The organism is Nocardia sp. CA-107356 (assembly GCF_050946365.1).
GTDB lineage: Bacteria > Actinomycetota > Actinomycetes > Mycobacteriales > Mycobacteriaceae > Nocardia.
On record NZ_CP191992.1, the window covers coordinates 2,705,150 to 2,724,728 of the forward strand.

Annotated in this window: 9 protein-coding genes; 7 read left to right on the forward strand and 2 right to left on the reverse strand. The window is 67.2% G+C overall.

The window, feature by feature from the left end; genetic code table 11:
• The first annotated feature begins 28 nt into the window (after nt 1-28).
• The 3 genes from ACQP1G_RS12315 to ACQP1G_RS12325 all read left to right on the forward strand — a co-directional run bounded on the left by ACQP1G_RS12315 (nt 29) and on the right by ACQP1G_RS12325 (nt 2,231).
• Nucleotides 29-181: a hypothetical protein gene (locus ACQP1G_RS12315; protein ID WP_433209575.1), complete on the forward strand. Its 153-nt coding sequence runs from the start codon at nt 29-31 to the stop codon at nt 179-181.
• 267 nt (nt 182-448) lie between these two features.
• The gene (locus ACQP1G_RS12320; RefSeq protein WP_433202462.1) at nt 449-1,210 is read left to right on the forward strand and encodes a DUF4239 domain-containing protein; all 762 of its coding nucleotides are present in this window, start codon (nt 449-451) and stop codon (nt 1,208-1,210) included.
• A gap of 91 nt (nt 1,211-1,301) precedes the next feature.
• Complete coding sequence (locus ACQP1G_RS12325) at nt 1,302-2,231, forward strand: hypothetical protein (protein ID WP_433202465.1); 930 nt, start codon at nt 1,302-1,304, stop codon at nt 2,229-2,231.
• 15 nt (nt 2,232-2,246) lie between these two features.
• Here the strand turns inward: ACQP1G_RS12325 and ACQP1G_RS12330 are convergent, their stop codons facing one another.
• Nucleotides 2,247-2,651 (reverse strand): hypothetical protein, encoded by a 405-nt coding sequence (locus ACQP1G_RS12330; protein ID WP_433202468.1) that lies wholly within the window; start codon nt 2,649-2,651, stop codon nt 2,247-2,249.
• A gap of 236 nt (nt 2,652-2,887) precedes the next feature.
• Here ACQP1G_RS12330 and ACQP1G_RS12335 point away from each other — a divergent pair, with 236 nt between their 5' ends.
• Both ACQP1G_RS12335 and ACQP1G_RS12340 read left to right on the forward strand, forming a co-directional pair.
• Nucleotides 2,888-3,061, forward strand: coding sequence for a hypothetical protein (locus ACQP1G_RS12335; RefSeq protein ID WP_169810825.1), 174 nt, complete (start codon nt 2,888-2,890; stop codon nt 3,059-3,061).
• A gap of 146 nt (nt 3,062-3,207) precedes the next feature.
• The gene (locus ACQP1G_RS12340) at nt 3,208-3,912 is read left to right on the forward strand and encodes a PIG-L deacetylase family protein (protein ID WP_433202471.1); all 705 of its coding nucleotides are present in this window, start codon (nt 3,208-3,210) and stop codon (nt 3,910-3,912) included.
• Nucleotides 3,913-4,035: 123 nt separating this feature from the next.
• On the opposite strand, the gene ACQP1G_RS12345 is transcribed toward ACQP1G_RS12340, so the two are convergent.
• Entirely contained in the window at nt 4,036-4,221 is a 186-nt protein-coding gene (locus ACQP1G_RS12345) for a hypothetical protein (protein WP_433202474.1), read from the reverse strand.
• Nucleotides 4,222-4,448: 227 nt separating this feature from the next.
• Between ACQP1G_RS12345 and ACQP1G_RS12350 the strand changes: the two genes are divergently transcribed.
• Both ACQP1G_RS12350 and ACQP1G_RS12355 read left to right on the forward strand, forming a co-directional pair.
• A complete protein-coding gene (locus tag ACQP1G_RS12350; protein WP_433202477.1) occupies nt 4,449-18,554 on the forward strand; it encodes an amino acid adenylation domain-containing protein in 14,106 nt (4,701 codons plus the stop codon).
• The gene (locus tag ACQP1G_RS12355) at nt 18,551-19,480 is read left to right on the forward strand and encodes an aldo/keto reductase (RefSeq protein WP_433202480.1); all 930 of its coding nucleotides are present in this window, start codon (nt 18,551-18,553) and stop codon (nt 19,478-19,480) included. The genes ACQP1G_RS12350 and ACQP1G_RS12355 overlap by 4 nt, the downstream gene beginning before the upstream one ends.
• Nucleotides 19,481-19,579: the final 99 nt, after the last annotated feature.

Sequence of the window (19,579 nt, forward strand, 5' to 3'; positions counted from 1 at the left end):
AACTCGATACGATCGTTCCGGGGGCGCGTTGGTCGACCTCGATTCGACCAAGAACGGCACTGGACCGCAGCGCACTCGACTCGATCGGCGCATGCTCGTGCGCGTCTTCTCGACTCGGCCGCTGTGGGGCGTCTACGTCTTCCAGTACGCGGTCAACGCGCTGCTATGGGATCGACCATGACGCGGGCGCGTCGACCCCACGCGACCACCTCGAGCTGGGGCGTGATCCCAATGGGATCGAGGTCATCGAGATGTCTCGAGTGGCACCGCCATCCAGAACAACATCGAACGCCTCCGCTCGAATTGTGCTGGGAGGACATCCATCCGGGCGGCGGCCCCGAATAATTGATGATCGACGCTGTTGACGTTCGCCGAGGCCGAACTCTGCGAACCGACCATGTGGCGGAGATCCGGTTTGCCGGTTCGTCCCGGGAGGTGGTGTCGCCATATGGTTTTGATCTTCCTCGTTCCCGTCGTAGCGGCGGTTGTCGCGGTGGCCATCTTCGTCATCGGGGATCGGTTGCGGCCGCAGTCGTGGGTGCAGACCGACGACGAAGCGGCCGGGTCGCTGGTACTCGAGCTGATCAATACGCTGTTCCTGGCCGTGGTCGCCTTCGTGGTGGTGATCTGCTGGCAGGAATACGACAATGCGCACAATCACACCATTGCCGAGGCGAAGGCGCTGGTGGATACGTATTGGACCGCGCACGCGATGCCCGATTCGGAACACCGTCGGATCCAGGGGCTGGTGCGGGATTACACCGATCAGGTCCTCAACCAGGAATGGCCGGTCATGCAGGCGGACGGGCGGTTGAGCCAGCCGACGCAGGACACACTGGACAGTCTGCGCGATGCCGTCGCATCGGTGAATTCGACGGATCCGGACGTCACCGATCTGCGCACGAGTGCGATGGCCAGCCTCGACGCGGTCGCCGAGGCGCGCCAGGACCGCGCGATGGACGCGAGCTACCGAATGCCCGTATTCCTTTATGCGGCCTTGTGGTTCGGCACGATCCTGCTGCTGTGCAGCGCGGTACTGTCCGGCGTCGAGGTCACCAAACGCAGTCTGCTGATGACCGCACTGCTCGGTGTCGTCGTCGGCTCGGCGGTGCTGGCGATCTACAACCTCGATCGGCCGTTCTCGGGCGGCTACGGCGTCCCGAAGGATGCCTTCGAGTACGCGGTGTCTCGCTACCAGCACATCACCTGAGGTGTCACTTCGGACCGCGGAGCTGCGACGGATGGGGTATCGGCAGATGGCGTTGGTGGCGCGAACACGAAGGGCCGCACGAGGATTGGCCGTGGTAGCAGCGGTTCCGCTGGCTGCCGGGCTGCTCGCCGGTCGGCCCGCCGGTGCCGATTCGACACTGCCCGAGTGGCCGGGCATCGGTGATATCGCCACCGGCAGTGCGTCTTTCGATGCGGTCGGAACAGGCAGTGCCGCCGCGGATTCCGTGAGCGACGGGACCGGTAGCAGTTCCGCCGGGGGCGTTTTGGGTCTCGAGCCGAGGAGTGCCGCGACGGGCAGCGCACAGCTCGCCACCGGCAGTGCGACACCAGGTGGTGCGCCATCGGGTAGTGCTGTGCCGGGCGGTACGGCGAGCGGTTTCGGCGGCGTCGATAGTCGAGACGACGCATTCGCTGTTGGGCATGCGGTACCGAGTGAAGAATCGGCGGGCACCGCCGGTGCGGCACTGGGACTCGACCCGGGCAGTGTCGGATCGGCATGCACCGGCAGTGCCGTAATCGGTAGCGCGACAATCCTGCTCGGACTGGCGACCGGCAGTGGGGTGCTGACCGGTAGCGGGGTGCTGGGTCCCGGTTCGGTCGGCACCGGCTCGGTCGGTTCGAGTGGATCCGGGCTCGGCAGCGTCGTTGTCGGCAGCGCGACCACCGGCAGCGCACTGCTGACCTGTCTGCTCATGCTCCCGGCCCCGGTACCGCCCGAACCCGGCCGTCCCCTCCAACTCGAGCCCAGCCCGCAGATACCGGCACCGATACCCGCGGCGCCGGTCGTCCCGTCGGAACTCCCCGCCGCCACACCAGCACTCGTGATCGTGCCGGAAGCGCCGATCCTCGCCTCGCCACACCGGCCACCGAGCGCGGTAGTCGAATCCGGCATGGATCCCATTGCCTGGAACCTGCTGGAACTGGTGACGGTCATGGTGGTCACGGTGCTGACCGTCGTGCGCAGGATCACCGTCAACCGCCATGACAAGCGGGCCGAATGACACTCGGCGGCAGCGCTATTCGGACGTTGCCCGATCGCGCTCCTCGGCGATGCGACGCCGGATTTCGTCCCACGACAACGGCAATTCGTCGACAGGTGCGGTGAAGAACACGAAGGTGGCCTCGCGCATGACCTTGCGCTTGCGCTGGATGGTCGACTTGTGCGGTTCGGCGCCCGCGTAGGCGTAGATCGCCGCCTTATCGGTCCAGGCGGAATACGTCCAGAAGGTGCACTTCCACATTTCCGCTTTCAAGGCGACCCCGAGCGCGCCGGGGGAACGGCGGGCCTGACGCCACAGTGCCAGTGAAGCCAATAGGAAGCCCGGTGTGTGCCACCAGGACTTGACCTCGAGGCGGGAGGCCATGCACTGCGCCTCGGGTGCGGTGGGGGCATTCACGGTCATCCACGGAAGAGTGGGCATGGGCTGCTCTTTCGACTGAAGCTACGGGCTGGTCGCGCCGAGGCGGGCGACTGCGCTCCAAGGTTTCACACCAGACTCATCTTGTCAATGACAAGATGGCCGTAGTGTCCTCAGGGTGAACCCTGATCTTCACCCGGATATCGGTGCTGAGCTGGTGATTTATTGTTTTCGGGCTGCCAGCATGGAGGAGTCGGATCGTCGGATGGCGGTTCGCCTGAGACCTTCTGGAGGCTGGCATGTTGTGGAAAATCATCGGTGTCGTAGCGGTCGTCTGGATCGCGCTCGCCATCATCGGTGCGTTGATCAAGGGGCTGTTCCCGATCCTGGTGATCAGCGCTGTCGTGTTCGGGCTGTACCTGCTGTACAAGGCGGTTTCGGGCTCGGACAACTCCACCGTGAGCAAGCTGTAGCGTCCGCCGGAGCAACGCCGCGCGCCCGCCGGGACTTCTCGGGCGCTGCGGTATCGAGAGGTAGGCCGTGCGCCGTCCGACGTGGCGGGCGCACGGCCTATCTGCGTATGGGGTAGCGGCTCGGGGCATCTGCTTGAATGATTCGCGTGGAGCAGGTTCCCGAAGACTGGCAGCGCGGCCTCGTGATCGTGGCCCATCCCGACGATATCGAATACGGTGCGGCGGCCGCCGTCGCGCGATGGACGGGACAGGGCAAGGACATTCGGTACGTTCTGGTCACCTCCGGTGAGGCCGGGATCGCAGGTATGCCGCCCGCCGAGGCCGGGCCCCTGCGCGAGGCCGAGGAGATCGCCGCCGCCAAGGCGGTCGGCGTACACGAGGTGGAATTCCTCGGCTATCCGGACGGTCGCGTCGAGCAGACCCTGGCCCTGCGCCGCGATCTGGCCGCCGCGATCCGCCGCCATCAACCGGAGTTGGTGGTGCTGTTCAACTTTGGTGACAGCTGGGCGCCGGGCTACGTCAATAGTGCCGACCATCGCGCCGTCGGCCGCGCCGCCCTCGATGCGATCTCCGATGCGGGCAACGAGTGGATCTTCCCCGAACTCACCGAAACTCCGTGGTCGCCGCGCTTGGCCGCCGTGGTCGGCCCCGGCGCCACCCATGCCGTCGACGTCACCGGTACCCTCGAACAGGCCGCCGCCTCACTGGCCGAACATCGGCGCTACCTCGAGGTGCTCAGCCCGGAACCGGTCGCCGACCAGGTCCGCGCGGTCATCGAGATGGCGACCGCCCCGAAGCCGGGCTTCCCGGCCGCGCACGCCGTGGGCTTCGAGCTCTACTACTTCGGCTGAGCGGTATTGCGGGCATCACATGTGGCGGCGGTGAGCGGGTCGGACTACCTGATGAATTGCGGCGCCGGTGGTCAGCTGGTTATCTGCACGGATCGTGAGAATGCCGCTGTCCGCGTGTGCTGATCACATCGCGGAGATTTCGTTGGTCTTGGGGGCGCGGCGGGGGGTCGGCGTATCGACGCTACGATGGCGAGAGTGGATCAGTCCGGTGTGAATGGCGGTCGGTGATGCGAAGGCCGCGGTGGCCTTCGCCTGGACCGTCGACGACTGCGGTGCGAAGACCGCCGCGTTGCCCCGGGCGTAAGGCATGCCATACTTCCAATCTCGGGAGTATGCGCGGAATTTGCTGAATGTATGATCGAGCATTCGACTCGTGGCAGCATAACCATCCGTTCATGCATCGCGTTCCAATCTCCGGGGTTCGGGGTATCTATGCGTGCAGGTTCGGCAGGGTGAGAGGTGTAGTACCGGAAATGGCAAGGGATCGTCGTTCCGCACGGGGTAGTCGTCGCAGGGTCGGTCTACTCTTCGGGAATTTGCTCGCGTCCGCCGTGGAATCCGCGGCCGACGTCGTCGCCATCCGGTTCAATCCGTCGGGCGATCCGTCCGATGAGCGGCAGCTGACCTATCGCGAGCTCGACGAGTTGTCCTCGCGGTTGGCACGCGAACTCATCGCACACCGGGTGGGCGCAGGCGATGTGGTGGCGATCGGGATCGCGCGCAGTCTCGACTCGGTGCTGGCCGTATGGGCCGTCGCGAAGACCGGTGCCGCTTACGTGCCGGTGGATCCCGCATATCCGCCCGAACGGATCGCGCACATCCTCTCCGATTCCGGTGCCGTTCTCGGGTTGACCACCACGGCACACCGGCAGGTGCTCGGAACGAGTGTGGACTGGGTCGAACTCGACGATCCGGCGGACGCCGGGCGAATTGCCGAGCGCCCGGCACATCCGATCTCCTACACCGACCGGGTGCGTCGGCTGGATGAGCGGCACCCTGCCTACGTCATCTATACCTCGGGCTCGACCGGACGGCCCAAGGGTGTCGTTGTCTCGCACACCGGCTTGGCTGCGTTGGTGGCCGCGCAGCGCGAGCATTACGGGGTGACCGGGGAGTCGCGGGTCCTGCATGTCTGCTCGCCGAACTTCGACGTTTCGGTACTCGAGCTGTTGCTGGCCTTTTCGTCCGGCGCGACAGTGGTGATCGCGCCGCCTTCGGTGTTCGGTGGTGTCGAACTGTCGGACCTGCTGCGGCGTGAACGCGTCACGCACATGCTCATCACCCCGGCCGCCTTGGAATCGGTCGATCCGGTAGGGCTGGACGACCTTCGGGTCGTCGTGGTGGCGGGTGACAAGTTCGGAACGGAGCTGGTCGGCCGCTGGGCGGGCGAGCGCGAGTTCTACAACGGCTACGGGCCGACCGAGGCAACGATTCTCGCTACCAGCACCCCGCCGCTGGTGCCCGGCGAACCCATCACGATCGGCACGGCCATTGCGGGAGTCGGTGCGTTCGTACTGGATTCGCGCTTGCGCCCGGTGCCCGCCGGGGTGGTCGGCGAGCTGTATCTGTCGGGTCCCGCACTGGCACAGGGCTACCTCGGACGGCCGGGGCTGACCGCGGAGCGGTTCGTGGCGAGCCCGTTCGGCGCCGATATCGGCAATCCGGGCGCGCGGCTGTACCGGACCGGAGACTTGGTGCGGCGTACCGAATCCGGTGCCGTCGACGGCGGCGTCATCGAGTACCTGGGGCGCTCGGACTTCCAGGTGAAGATTCGTGGCTTCCGTATCGAACTCGGCGAGATCGACAACGCACTGACCGGCCACCCGGACATCGACTTCGCAGCGACCTTGGGTAAGACGCTGCCCTCGGGGGCGACCGCGCTGGTGTCCTACGTGCTGCCGAGGGCAGGGGGCGACGTGGACACCGACGCGCTCACCGAGTTCCTCGCAGAGTCGTTGCCCGCGTACATGATCCCGACCGCTGTGGTGGTGCTGGACGAGATCCCGCTGACTCCGGTCGGCAAGCTCGACCGCGCGGCGCTGCCCGAGCCGGTCTTCACCCCCCGCGCGTTCCGAGCAGTGCAGACGCCGGTCGAGGAGACCATCGCCGACGTGTTCGGCGAGCTGCTCGGTGTCGGGCGCGTCGGTCGCGACGACTCGTTCTTCGCATTGGGTGGCGATTCGATCCTGTCCATCCAACTGGTCTCGCGTGCCAAAGCGCGCGGTGTCGTATTCACCGCCGCGGATGTGTTCGAGCATCGCACGGTGGCGGCACTGGCCGAGATCGCCACCTTCGCCGATGAATCGCAGCGGCAGCGGTTGGCGGAACTGCCCGGTGGTGGGGTGGGTGAGCTGCCGTTGACGCCGATCATGGCCGCGATGCTGCCGAGTGGCGCGTCGTATCAGCGGTTCTCGCAGTCGATTGCGCTGCGGCTGCCCGAGGACATCGATCGGGGGACCCTGGTCGCGACCCTCGGTGCGGTGTTCGATCACCACGACATGTTGCGCGCGCGGCTGCGCGCGGCCGCATCGGACACCTCGCCGATATTCGAGGCGTTGGAGCGCGGCGCGGTGGACGTCGACGCTCTGGTGCATCGGGTCGAACTGCCCGCCGATATCGACGATGCCGAGTTGTCACGGCGGGCGAGTGTCGAGTACGACGGGGCCCTCGGCCGACTCGATCCTGCGAATGCGGTGATGGTGCAGTGTGTTTGGTTCGCTTTCCCGGAGTCGACGGGTCGCCGTCGTGATGTGCTGTTGGTCGTCGCGCACCATATCGTGGTCGACGGTGTGTCCTGGCGGATTCTGATTCCGGATCTGGCGATGGCCTGGTCGCAATCGGTGGCGGGACAGCCGGTCACGCTGCCCGCCAACGGAACCTCGATGCGGCGGTGGGCGCATGCCCTCCTCGACGCAGCGAAGGATCCGGCGCGGATCGCGGAACTTCCTTTCTGGCAACATGTTTCGGCTACCACACAACCGTTGCTCGGTGCGCGCGCATTCGATCCGGCCGTGGACACCTTCGCCACCGTGGACCGGGTTCAGGTGACGCTGCCCGCGGCGGTGACCGATGCACTGCTGACCGCCATCCCGGGCCGGTATCGCGGTGGGGTCAACGACGGCCTGCTCTCGGCGTTGGCGCTGGCAGTGAGCAGGTGGCGTGGCGAAACCGCCGGCGGCACCGCGCTGATCAAGCTGGAAGGCCATGGCCGCGAAGAGGATGTCGTCCCCGGGGCGGATCTTTCCAGGACGGTCGGCTGGTTCACCAGTGCCTACCCGGTCCGGCTCGCGCTCGCGGGCGCCGATATCGACGAAGCGTTCGCGGGCGGAAAAGCCCTGGGCGACATCGTGAAATCGGTGAAGGAGCAGCTGCTCGCGGTCCCCGACAAGGGGATCGGCTACGGCCTGCTGCGCTACCTGAATCCGGAGACCGCTGGCCAACTCGGCGATGCCGGTCAGATCAGCTTCAACTATTTGGGTCGAGTATCGACGGGGGAGATCCCCGCGGAACTCGCGGCTTTGGGCTGGGTGCCGGTCGCGGATCTGGGGCAGCTGGATGCCGAGATGGATCCGGATATGCCCGCGAACGGCGTAATCGATATCAACGCCATCGTCACCGACGGCGCGGACGGTCCGCAGCTCGGCGCGTCGTTCGCCTTCCCGCGCGGGCTGTTGTCGCGTGAGCGGGTGCAGGAGTTCGCCGATCTGTGGGTCGCCGCACTGCATGCACTGGCCGAACACGTGCGGCACCCGGATGCCGGTGGCCGTACGCCGTCGGATCTGCCGCTGGTCGCGGTCGGCCAATCGGATATCGAAGTGTGGGAACGGGATTACCCGGCGCTGTCGGATGTGTGGCCGCTCTCGCCGCTGCAGTCCGGGCTGTTGTTCCACGCGTTGCTGGCCGAGTCGAGCGTCGACGTCTACACCACGCAGGCAATCGTCGACCTGGGCGGTGCCGTGGACGCCGAGCGACTGCGGACTGCGGCGCAGGCCATTGTGGAGCGCTACCCGAATCTGCGGACCGCATTCGTCACCGGTGCCGACGGCCATACCGTGCAGGTGGTCCTGGACCGGGTCGAGGTGCCATGGCGTGCGGTGGATCTGATGCATCTGCCCGAGTCCGAGCGGTTGACAGAGTTGCGGCGGCTGGCGGTGCTGGAGCGCGAAACCCGCTTCGATATGTCGGTCGCGCCGCTGATGCGGTTCACCCTGTACCGCACCGAGCAGCAGCAGTGGCATCTGGTGATCACCACCCACCACATCCTGCTCGACGGCTGGTCGATGCCGCTGCTGATGCGAGATGTCCTGGTGCTGTACGCGGTTCGCGGCGACCAGTCCGCGCTGCCGCGGGTGGCGTCCTACCGCACCTTCCTGAGCTGGCTGGCCGGCCGGGATCGGGAGGAATCGCTGCGGGCGTGGGCACGGGCGCTGTCCGGTGTGGACGAGCCGACCCAGCTCGCGCGGCAACCGCGAACGGCCGAACGTCATGAGATCGGCAAGGTGGTCACCGAGATCGACGCCGACCGCACCCGCCGCATCGCCGAACACGCCGCCGAACTCGGCGTCACCGTGAATACCGTGATGCAGGCGGCGCTCGGCATCCTGCTCGGACGGCTCACCGGTCGCGACGATGTGGTCTTCGGCACCACGGTGTCCGGCCGGCCGGCCGAGCTGCCCGGCGTGGAGTCGATGGTGGGCTTGTTCATCAATACGCTGCCGGTGCGCGTGCGGGTCGACGGCGGCCTGGCGGTCGGCGAGTTCTTGCAGGCCCTGCAACGCGAGCAGGCCGCCCTGCTCGACCACCACCATCTCGGTCTCGCCGATATCCAGCGGATCGCCGGTGCCGGAGCGCAATTCGACACCCTGCTGGTATTCGAGTCGTATCCGATCGACCGGGAGGCGATCACCGCGGTCAGTGCCATCGACGGTATGTCGGTGACCGGTGTCGGCCTCGACGACGGCTCGCACTACCCGCTGACGCTGTTGGTGACCGCGGCATCGACGATCGAACTGACCTACAAGTTCCGGGGCGACCGGTTCACCGCCGATGAGGTGGAATCCCTTGCCGCACGACTGATCCGGGTGCTGGAGGCGCTGCTCGGCGATCCCGCCGCACGGATCGGCGATATCGACATCATGCTGACCGGCGCCGAACGGGATCGAATCCTGTTGGACTGGAACGACACCCGGCATCGGGTCGAACCGGAGCTGCTCTTGGACGGCTACCGCCGTGCGGTCCAGGCGCATCCCGATCGGGTCGCGGTGGTCCACGAGGGCCGCGAGTTGACGTACCGGGAGTTCGATGCGCGAGTCAATCGCCTTGCGCGCCTGCTGATCTCGCGTGGAGTCGGTGCGGAATCACTGGTCGGCCTCGCGGTCCGGCGGTCTCTGGAATCGGTCGTCGGTATCTATGCGATCGGTACCGCCGGTGGTGCGTACGTCCCGCTGGATCCGGATCATCCGGACGAGCGCATCGGGCACATCCTCAACAGCGCCGACCTGACGTGCTTGATCACCACGACCGCGGACGCCGTGCCGGTACCGGACGGGCTCGCGGTGCTGAAGCTCGACACCGAGGAACTGGACGGCTTCGACGGCGCCCCCGTGCGCGCCGAGGAACTGCTGCGACCGGTGCGTCCGGACAACCCGGCGTACGTGATCTTCACCTCGGGCTCCACCGGACGCCCGAAGGGTGTCGCGGTGTCGCACAGCGCGATTCACAACCAGATCACCTGGATGCTCGCCGAGTACCCGTTGGGTACCGATGACGTCTACTTCGAGAAGACCGCCGCTACCTTCGACGTATCACTGTGGGGCTACTACATGCCGCTGCGGGTGGGTGCGAAGCTCGTGGTAGCCACCCACGATGGCCACCGCGACCCCGTCTATCTCGCGGAAACCATTGCGGCACACGGAGTTACCGTCACCGACTTCGTCCCGTCGATGCTCGTGGTGTTCGCCGCGCACACGAATGCGGGCGCGGTCCCGACGCTACGGAACCTGTTCGTGGCGGGGGAAGCGCTGCCGCCGGAGACCGTACTCGCGCTGCGGGCGATCTCCGATGCCGCCGTCCATAACCTGTACGGTCCGACCGAGGCCGCGGTCTCGGTCACGCACTGGCCGACCTCCGGCGACGAGCGGACCAGTGTGCCCGTCGGATCGCCAGCGTGGAACACCCGTGTCTACGTGTTGGATTCGCGATTGCGGCCGGTGCCAGCCGGTGTCGTCGGCGAACTCTATCTGGCCGGTGACCAACTGGCCCGCGGCTACGTGGCGCGCCCCGACCTGACCGCGGAGCGGTTCGTGGCCAACCCGTTCGGCCCCGGCGAGCAGATGTACCGGACCGGTGACCTGGTGGTGTGGCGTACGCTCGACGGCCAGGAACGCGGTGTGCTCGAGTACCGCGGCCGCACCGACTTCCAGGTCAAATTCCGTGGTCTGCGCATCGAACTCGGCGAAATCGAATCGGCGCTACTCGCGCAGCCTTCGGTTAGTCAGTCCGCCGTTCTGGTGGTGCCGTCAGAGCCCGGCGATCAGCTGGTGGCCTACGCGGTGCCCGCGCCGGGGGCGTCGATGGATTCGGCGCAACTGCTCTCGGCGCTGGCAGAAACGCTGCCCGCGTATATGGTGCCGGCCACGGTCGTGGAGTTGGCCGAATTTCCGCTCAATACCAGCGGCAAGCTGGACCGCAGGGCGTTGCCGCGACCGACCTTCACCGGTAGGGACTTCCGTGCCCCGTCCACCCCGATCGAGGAGGCCGTGGCCGGGGTGTTCGCCGACGTGCTCGGCGTGGACCGGGTGGGTGCCGATGACGACTTCTTCGCCCTCGGTGGCAACTCGCTGGTCGCCACCCAGGTGGTGGCTCGGCTGAGTGCGCTGCTGGACGCGCGGGTGCCGGTGCGGGCGCTGTTCGACGCCCCGGTGGTCGCCGCACTGGCGGCAGCCATCGCGCCGGGCTCCGGTGCCGGGCCGGATCGTCCCGCGCTGATCGCGACCGCGCGACCGGAGGTGGTGCCGCTGTCGCTCGCGCAGTACCGCATGTGGGTGCTCAACCAGGTCGACACCGAATCTCCTTCCTACAACCTGCCATTCGTGATCCGGCTGAGCGGTGCCCTGGACGTGCCCGCACTGGTGCAGGCCGTCACGGATGTGCTCGAGCGGCACGAAGCGCTGCGCACGCGGTTCCCGGTCGACGGCCCGGACGGTGTGCCGCGCCAGGAGATCCTGTCGGTCACCGAAACGCTGCCGAACGGGCTGGAGGTCGAGACGGCCGCTGCCGACCACGATCGGGTCGCCGCGCTGCTGTCCGCCGGATTCGATGTCACCGAACATCCGCCCGTGCGGATCCGGTTGTTCTCCGACCCGACCGGGGACGAGCATCTGCTCGTCCTCGTCGTACATCACATTTCGGCGGACGGCGTTTCGCTGGCACCCCTGGCGCGGGATCTGGCCACCGCCTATCTGGCACGCACCGACGCGAGCGCGCCCGGTTGGGCGTCGCTGCCGGTGCAGTACGCCGATTTCGCGCTCTGGCAGCGCGCGGTCATCGGCACCGATGACGATGAGAACTCGATTGCCGCACAACAACTGGCGTATTGGCGGCGGCAGCTGGCCGGGGTGTCCGAGACGGCGCGACTGCCGCTGGACCGCCCGCGTCCGGTGCAGGCGTCGATGCGCGGTGCGTCGACCGGTATCACCGTGCCGATGCAGGTGCACGCGGGTCTGGCCGACCTTGCACACCAGCACAATTCGTCGCTGTTCATGGTCGTCCATGCCGCATTGGCCGCGCTGCTCGCTCGACTGTCCGGCGGCTCGGATATCGCGATCGGTACGCCGATCGCGGGTCGTGGTATGGCCGCCCTGGACGATCTGGTCGGCATGTTCGTCAATACGCTGACCCTGCGCACCGATGTCGATCGCGGCGCCCCGTTCGCGGCACTCGTCGAGCTGGTCCGCGAGACCGACCTTTCCGCCTTCGCCAATGCCGAGATCCCGTTCGAACGGGTCGTCGAGGAGGTGCTGCCCGCCCGGGCCGTCGCGGGTAGTCCGCTGTTCCAGGTGATGCTGTCGTTCCAGAACATCGAGCAACCGGCACTCGAATTGCCCGGTCTGACGGTCTCGGCCGTGGATACCGGCGAGGTCGTGGCGAAATTCGACCTGCAGGTGATCGTCGAGCCACGGCACCGCGACGACGCGACGCCCGATGAGCTGGTCATCGTATTCAACTATGCGACAGACCTTTTCGAAGAAGCGACCATCCAAAGCCTCGGTCGGCGGTTCGAGCGGATCCTCGCCGCGGTCGCCGCGGAGCCACGCGCGATCATCGGTGATATCGACATCCTCGACGACAGCGAACGCGAACGGGCACTGGCCGCACCGGTCCGGCCCACCGGGGTGAGCTCGGTCGAGCAGCCCCCGGTCGCGATGCTGCCGGAACTGCTGGCCGCAGCCGTGGAGAACAACCCGGACGGTGTCGCAGTGATCTTCGCCGACGCCGCGCAGCGACTGGCCGAATGGGAGTACGTCGACCTCGACGACCGGTCGACCCGGCTGGCCAGGCTGCTGATCGAACGCGGCATCGGTCCGCAGGATCTGGTCGCGGTCGGCATTCCGCGGTCACCGGAGTCGGTGCTCGCGATCTGGGCGGTCGCCAAGACCGGTGCCGGATTCGTGCCGGTGGATCCCAACTATCCGGCCGAGCGGGTCCGGCACATGATCACGGATTCGCGTGCGGTGCTGGGACTTACGGTCGTCGAGGTCGGCGCCGAGCTGCCCGACGAGGTGGCGTGGCTCGCCATCGATACCGACGATATCGATGCGCGCCTCGACGACTATTCCGCCGAACCGGTTACCGATGCCGATCGAGCGCGACCGTTGCGCGCCGAGCACCCGGCCTATGTCATCTACACCTCCGGATCGACCGGCAAGCCCAAGGGCGTGGTCGTCACGCAGGCCGGACTGTCGAGCTTCTGCGATGAACAGCGTGAGCGCTACCGGGTGACGAGCAGTTCGCGCACACTGCATTTCGCGTCGCCATCGTTCGACGCGTCGGTGCTGGAGCTGCTGCTGGCCGTCGGCGGCGCCGCGACCATGGTGGTGGTATCGCCGAGCGTCTACGGCGGTGAGGAACTGGCCGCACTGCTGCGCCGGGAGCGGGTGACACATGCGTTCATCACCCCTGCCGCGCTGGCGTCCGTCGAGCCGACCGGCCTGGACAAGCTGCGCGTGGTGATCGCCGGTGGCGAGGCATGTCCGCCGGATCTGGTGCGGCGCTGGACAATTCCGATCGCCGGACGGCGCACCCGCGAGTTCTACAACGGGTACGGGCCGACCGAGACCACGATCATGACCAATATCAGCGCGCCGCTGGTGCCGGGGGAGACCGTGACCATCGGCGGGCCGATTCGCGGCATCACCGAGTACGTGTTGGATGAGCGCCTGTCTCCGGTGCCGGACCGCGCTGTGGGCGAGCTCTACATCACCGGGGCGCAGCTGGCCCGCGGATATCATCAGCGTCCCGCGCTGACCGCCGCCCGGTTCGTGGCGAACCCGTTCGGCGGAGCCAGGCTGTACCGGACCGGCGATCTGGTCCGGCGGACGGTCGACGGTGCGCTGGAGTATCTGGGCCGCAATGACTTCCAGGTCAAGGTCCGCGGTTTCCGCATCGAACTCGGCGAGATCGATGCGGTACTCGCGGCTCACGAAACCGTCGATTTCGCGGTGACCGTCGGTCACGAAATCGCCAGTGGTGCAACCATTCTCGTTTCCTATGTCCATGCCGCCAGTGGTGCGGTCGCCGATGCCGACGAGCTCACCGCATTCGCCGCGAGCAGTCTGCCTGCGCATATGGTGCCCACTACCGTCATGGTGCTCGACGAGATCCCGCTGACCCCGGTCGGCAAACTCGACCGCGCCGCATTGCCAGCGCCGGTGCTGCGGGCGCGGGAATACCGCGCGCCGTCCGGGCCGCTCGAGGAATTGGTCGCGGGCGTATTCACCGAATTGCTCCATCCCGCAATGCCGGTCGGCGCCGATGACGACTTCTTCGAGCTGGGCGGCAACTCGCTGACCGCCACCCGGTTCGTGGCACGACTCGGAGCCGCGGCCGATACCCGGGTTCCGGTGCGGCTGCTGTTCGAGGCCTCGACGGTGGCCGCCCTCGCGGCCCGACTGCGCGAGAATACGGCCGGTGGCGGCCGTCCGGCACCGACCGCCGGTCCGCGGCCGGAGCGGATCCCGTTGTCGCTGGCGCAGCAGGGGATGTGGTTCCTCAACCGCCTCGACACGGCATCGGTGGCCTACAACGTGCCGCTGGCGGTGCGTTTGAGCGGCGCTCTCGATATCGCGGCGCTCGAGGCGGCGGTCGGCGATTTGGTCACCCGCCACGAGATCCTGCGCACGGTGTACCCATACACCGAGGCGGGCTCGGATGACGCCAACCAGGTTCCGGTGCAGGTGATCCTGCCCGCGACGCAGGCGATTCCGCAGGTGCGGATCCAGACCATCGACCCCGCCGAGGTGGCGGACGCGGTCGCCGGTTTGGCGAGGACGATCTTCGATCTCACCACCGAGGTACCTGTCCGAGTCGGCCTGTTCGACCTCGGCGCGGCCGCGAACTCGGATCACTCCGGCGCTGGACGCGAGTATGTGCTGGCCATGGTGGTACACCACATCGCCGCCGACGGCTCGTCACTCGGCCCGCTGGTCCGGGATCTGATGACCGCGTATGTGGCGCGCAGTGCCGCAGCGGCCCCGGCGTGGGCGCCGCTGGCGGTGCAGTATGCCGACTTCAGCATCTGGCAGCGCGATGTGCTCGGTGCCGAGGATGATCCGGAATCGTCTGCGGCCCAGCAGATCGCCTACTGGCGCCAGGAGTTGGCGGGCCTGCCGGATCAGCTCGACCTGCCCTCGGATCGTCCGCGTCCGCTGGCGCGGTCCTACGCCGGTGGCCAGGTGTCGGTGCGCATCGATGCCGAAACCCATACGGCGCTGGCGGAATTGGCGCGAGCCGAGGGTGCGACATTGTTCATGGTCGTGCACACGGCACTCGCGGTACTGCTGGCGCGATTGTCGGCGACGGACGATATCGCGATCGGTACGCCGATCGCCGGGCGCGGCGACGCGGTGTTGGACGACCTGATCGGCATGTTCATCAACACCGTGGTGTTCCGCACCCGATACGACGCGGGCACGAGCTTCACCGAACTGCTCGCACGTCAGCGCGAAACCGATATCCAGGCGTTCGCGAATGCGGACGTGCCGTTCGAACGGCTGGTCAACGTGCTGAATCCGGTGCGCTCGACCACCCGGCACCCGCTGTTCCAGGTGGCGCTGTCGTTCCAGAATATGGAACTCGTGGCACTGGAGCTGCCGGGACTTGCGATCAAGACCCTGGATATCGGCATCGAGATATCCCAGTTCGATCTGCACTGGATGATCGGCGACACCTACGATGCCGCGGGCACACCGACCGGAATCGGCGGTGTGGTCACCTACGCCAACGACATGTTCGATCAGCCCACCGTGCAGGGTTTCGTGGACCGATTCACCCGCCTGCTCTCGGCGATCGCCGCCGATCCCGGCGCCGTCCTCGGTGACATCGATGTGCTCGATACGGCCGAACGCGCACAGCTGCTGTCGGATGCGGTCGCCACGGCGCACCCGGTGTCGGGCGATTTCCTGTTGAGCGGCTACCGCCGTGCCGTCGCCGCGGCACCGGAGGCGGTTGCCATCGTGCACGACGCGACGGCCTGGACCTATCGGGAATTCGATGAGCGCGTCAACCGCCTGGCCCGATATCTGATCGGGCAGGGGATCGGCCCGGAATCCATTGTGGCGCTGGCAATGCCGCGTTCACCGGAGTTGGTGGTCGCGATGTACGCGGTGCTGAGCGCGGGCGGTGCGTATCTGCCGCTGGACCGTGACCATCCGGCCGACCGGATCGCCTATGTGCTGCGGACGGCCGAACCCGTCTGCGTATTGACCACGAGTGGCAATCCGGTGCCGGCTTCCGGGCCGCGGGTCATCGATGTCGATGCCATCGACCTGTCGGCATACTCGGCCGATCCGATCGCCGCCGGTGAGCTGCGTGCGCCGCTGCGTCTGGACCACCCGGCGTACGTGCTGTTCACCTCCGGGTCGACCGGTAGGCCCAAGGGTGTGCTGGTATCCCACGGCGCGATCACCAACCAGATCGAGTGGATGGCGGCGCAGTACTCGTTCCGGCCCGACGATGTCTACCTGCAGAAGACCGCGACCACATTCGATGTATCGCTGTGGGGCTTCTTCGTACCGCTGTGGGCGGGCGCGCAACTGGTGCTCGCCGCGCCGGACGGCCAACGCGATCCGGGCTACATCGCCGACCTGATCAGCATGCACCGGGTGACGCTCACCGACTTCGTTCCGTCGGTGCTGCAGGTATTCCTGGCCGCGGCCCGGGCCGAGCAGTTGGCGTCGCTGCGCGAGGTCTTCGTCATCGGTGAGGCGCTGCCGCCGGGCACTGTCGCCGATTTCGCCGCGCTGTCGAACGCCGGACTGCACAACCTGTACGGCCCCACCGAAGCGGCGGTGTCGGTGACATATCGGCCCGCGTCCACCAGCGACCGGTCGACGGTGCCGATCGGTGTCGCGCTGTGGAATACCCGCACCTACGTCCTCGATTCCCGGCTGCGTCTCGCGCCTGCCGGTGTGGTCGGCGAATTGTATTTGGCGGGAACCCAATTGGCGCGCGGCTACCTGCGGCGCGCGGACTTGACCTCGGATCGGTTCATCGCCGACCCGTACGGGCCGCCGGGTGCCCGGATGTACCGGACCGGTGATCTGGTGCGTCGCCGCGCCGACGGCGTGCTCGAGTACCTGGGGCGCACCGACTTCCAGGCGAAGATTCGCGGACACCGGATCGAACTGGGTGAGATCGAGGCCGCGTTGCTGGCCGAACCGTCTGTCGCCCAGGCCGTGGTCGTGCTGGCAGCCTCGGATATCGGAGATCAGTTGGTCGCCTACGTGGTACCGGCGACCGACCTCGCGGCCGACGCCCTGCGCGATGCGCTGGCGCAGGTGCTGCCGTCCTATATGGTGCCCTCGGCGGTCATGGTGCTCGAATCCCTCCCGATGAACGGCAGCGGGAAGCTGAATCGTGCCGCGCTGCCGCGGCCGGTTTTCCGAGCCCGCGATTATGTCGCACCGGCGACCACCACCGAGGAAGCCATCGCCGCGGCATACGCCGAGGTGCTCACCGTCGCCCGGGTCGGCGCCGAGGACGATTTCTTCGAACTCGGCGGCACATCGCTGCTGGCCTTCACCCTGCAGCGCGCGCTGGCCGCCCGGCTCGGCATCGACGTGCCGATGGCGGCATTGTTCACCGCGCCGACAGTGCGCGGCCTGGCCGCTCGTATCGACAATCCGGACGAACCCGCGACGGTGGCCGCGGCCGATGACGGCGCGACGATCGCCACCGACGCCGTGCTCGGACCGGAGATCGATGCCGCGGGTGTGGCACCCGTTCGCCCAGCGGCCCCTCAGGATGTGCTGCTCACCGGTGCGACCGGATTCGTCGGCGCGTACCTGCTGCGGGAATTGCTGGCCAGCACGTCCGCACGCATCTGGTGTCTGGTGCGTAGCGACGATGACGAGCGGGCATACAAGCGGATTCGGGACGCCATGGAGAAGTACCGGATCTGGGACGACGCCTACCAGCCCCGAATCATCGCTGTCGCAGGCGATCTGGCCGCGCCCCGTTTCGGGCTCGACCAGTCCGGTTATACCCGGTTGGCCGATCGGATCGAGGTGATCTACCACAACGGAGCCCGCGTCAATCACCTCGAGCCCTACGCGCGGCTGCGCGCGGCGAACGTCTCGGGCACCCGCGAGGTGCTGAGCTTGGCGACCACCACCCGGATCAAGCCCGTGCATTTCGTCTCCACGGTCAATACCGTGATTCCGGCCGTCACCGCACCGGATTTCATCGGCCGGGAGAATGCGGAGTTGAGCGTCGACGAGGTGTCCGAGAACGGATACGTGGCCAGCAAATGGGTTGCCGAGCAATTGGTCCGGCAGGCGGGCGCACGCGGTGTGCCGGTGAGCATCTACCGTCCCGGCATCGTGTGCGGTGATCCGCGGGTGGGTGTGAACAGCGTCGACGACTCGTTCTGGAATATGATCCGGGCGGCCGCCATCCTCGGGCTCGCCCCGGACACCGCCGACGCCGCGATGCCGCTGGTACCGGTGAATTACGTGGCCGCGGCCATTGTGGCGCTGGCCGACCGACCCGCGATCGGCGCGGCGTATCACATGGTGAACTCGCGGCCGGTGGTGATCAGCGATATTTTCCACGCCCTGCGCAGGCACGGGGTGCCGATCGCGATCGCCTCGATCGAGGAGATCGCGATCGAGCTGGCCGAACAAGCCGCGGCGCGTGATGCGGCGGGCGATGACTCGCTCGTGCGCGCCGCACTGGTCAGCGGTAACTACGGCGGGGTTTCGGCCCCGGTCGACGACATCCACACCCGTACCGAACTCGCCAAACAGCAGATCCACTGCCCGCCGATCGATGCGGCCGCGCTGGACGCCTATGTCGGCTCCTTCATCGACTCGGGTTTCTTTCCCGCCCCGAGCGATGTCCATCTGTCCGAAAGGAAAGCATGACCTCCGAAGCCCAGTCCCGTTCCGCCGACACATCGGGCACCTTCGCCCTCGGCGGTGACCTTCCGGTCAAGCGCCTCGGCTACGGGGCGATGCAGATCACCGGTCCCGGCGTCTGGGGCGACCCGAAGGATCCGGATGAGGCCGTGCGCGTCCTTCGTCGCGCCGTCGAGCTGGGTATCACCTTTATCGACACCGCCGATTCCTACGGTCCGTTCGTCAGCGAAACGCTCATCCGCCGGGCACTGCATCCGTATCCCGACGACCTGGTGATCGCGACCAAAGCCGGGCTGACCCGGCCCGGTCCCGGCGACTGGCGCCCGCTCGGGCGTCCGGAGTATCTGCGCCAACAGCTCGAACTGAGCCTGCGCCATCTCGGCCTCGACCGCATCGATCTGTACCAGCTGCACCGGATCGACCCGAAGGTGCCGCTCGCCGACCAACTCGGTGAGCTGGTGTCGCTGCAGCAGGAGGGCAAGATCCGCCACATCGGCCTGTCCGAGGTGAGCGTCGCCCAGCTCGCGAAGGCGCGCAAGGTCGCCGACATCGTCTCGGTGCAGAACCAGTACAACCTGGTCAACCGGAGCGCGGAGGACGTGCTCGACTACGCCGAGGCGAACAATATCGCCTTCATCCCCTGGTTCCCCATGGCCACCGGCGATCTCGCCCGCCCCGGTGGTCCGCTGGACAGCCTCGCGCGCACCGACGCCACCCCGTCCCAGCTGGCGCTGGCCTGGCTGCTGCGTCGCTCGCCGGTCACCCTGCCCATTCCGGGCACCTCGAGCGTGGCGCATCTGGAGGAGAACACCGCCGCCGCCACCATCACACTTACCGATGACGAATTCGCGGCACTGTCCGCCGTGAGTACTCCCGCCTCGGGAGGCACCGGTGGTTGGCGTGCCCTGCTGCCGAAGGTGTCCCGCAGCTGAAGAACGCCGGTCCCCAGTCGAAACATGGCTGGGGACCCGGCTGTGGATCGCCAATGCCGACAGTCGATTTCAATTCCGCTCAACGCGATGGCAGAGTGC

Coding starts and splice junctions, on each gene's coding strand:
- ACQP1G_RS12320 (WP_433202462.1), top strand. CDS start 449: ATGGTTTTGATCTTCCTCGTTCCCGTCGTAGCGGCGGTTGTCGCGGTG.
- ACQP1G_RS12330 (WP_433202468.1), bottom strand. CDS start 2,651: ATGCCCACTCTTCCGTGGATGACCGTGAATGCCCCCACCGCACCCGAG.
- ACQP1G_RS12335 (WP_169810825.1), top strand. CDS start 2,888: ATGTTGTGGAAAATCATCGGTGTCGTAGCGGTCGTCTGGATCGCGCTC.
- ACQP1G_RS12345 (WP_433202474.1), bottom strand. CDS start 4,221: ATGCCTTACGCCCGGGGCAACGCGGCGGTCTTCGCACCGCAGTCGTCG.
- ACQP1G_RS12355 (WP_433202480.1), top strand. CDS start 18,551: ATGACCTCCGAAGCCCAGTCCCGTTCCGCCGACACATCGGGCACCTTC.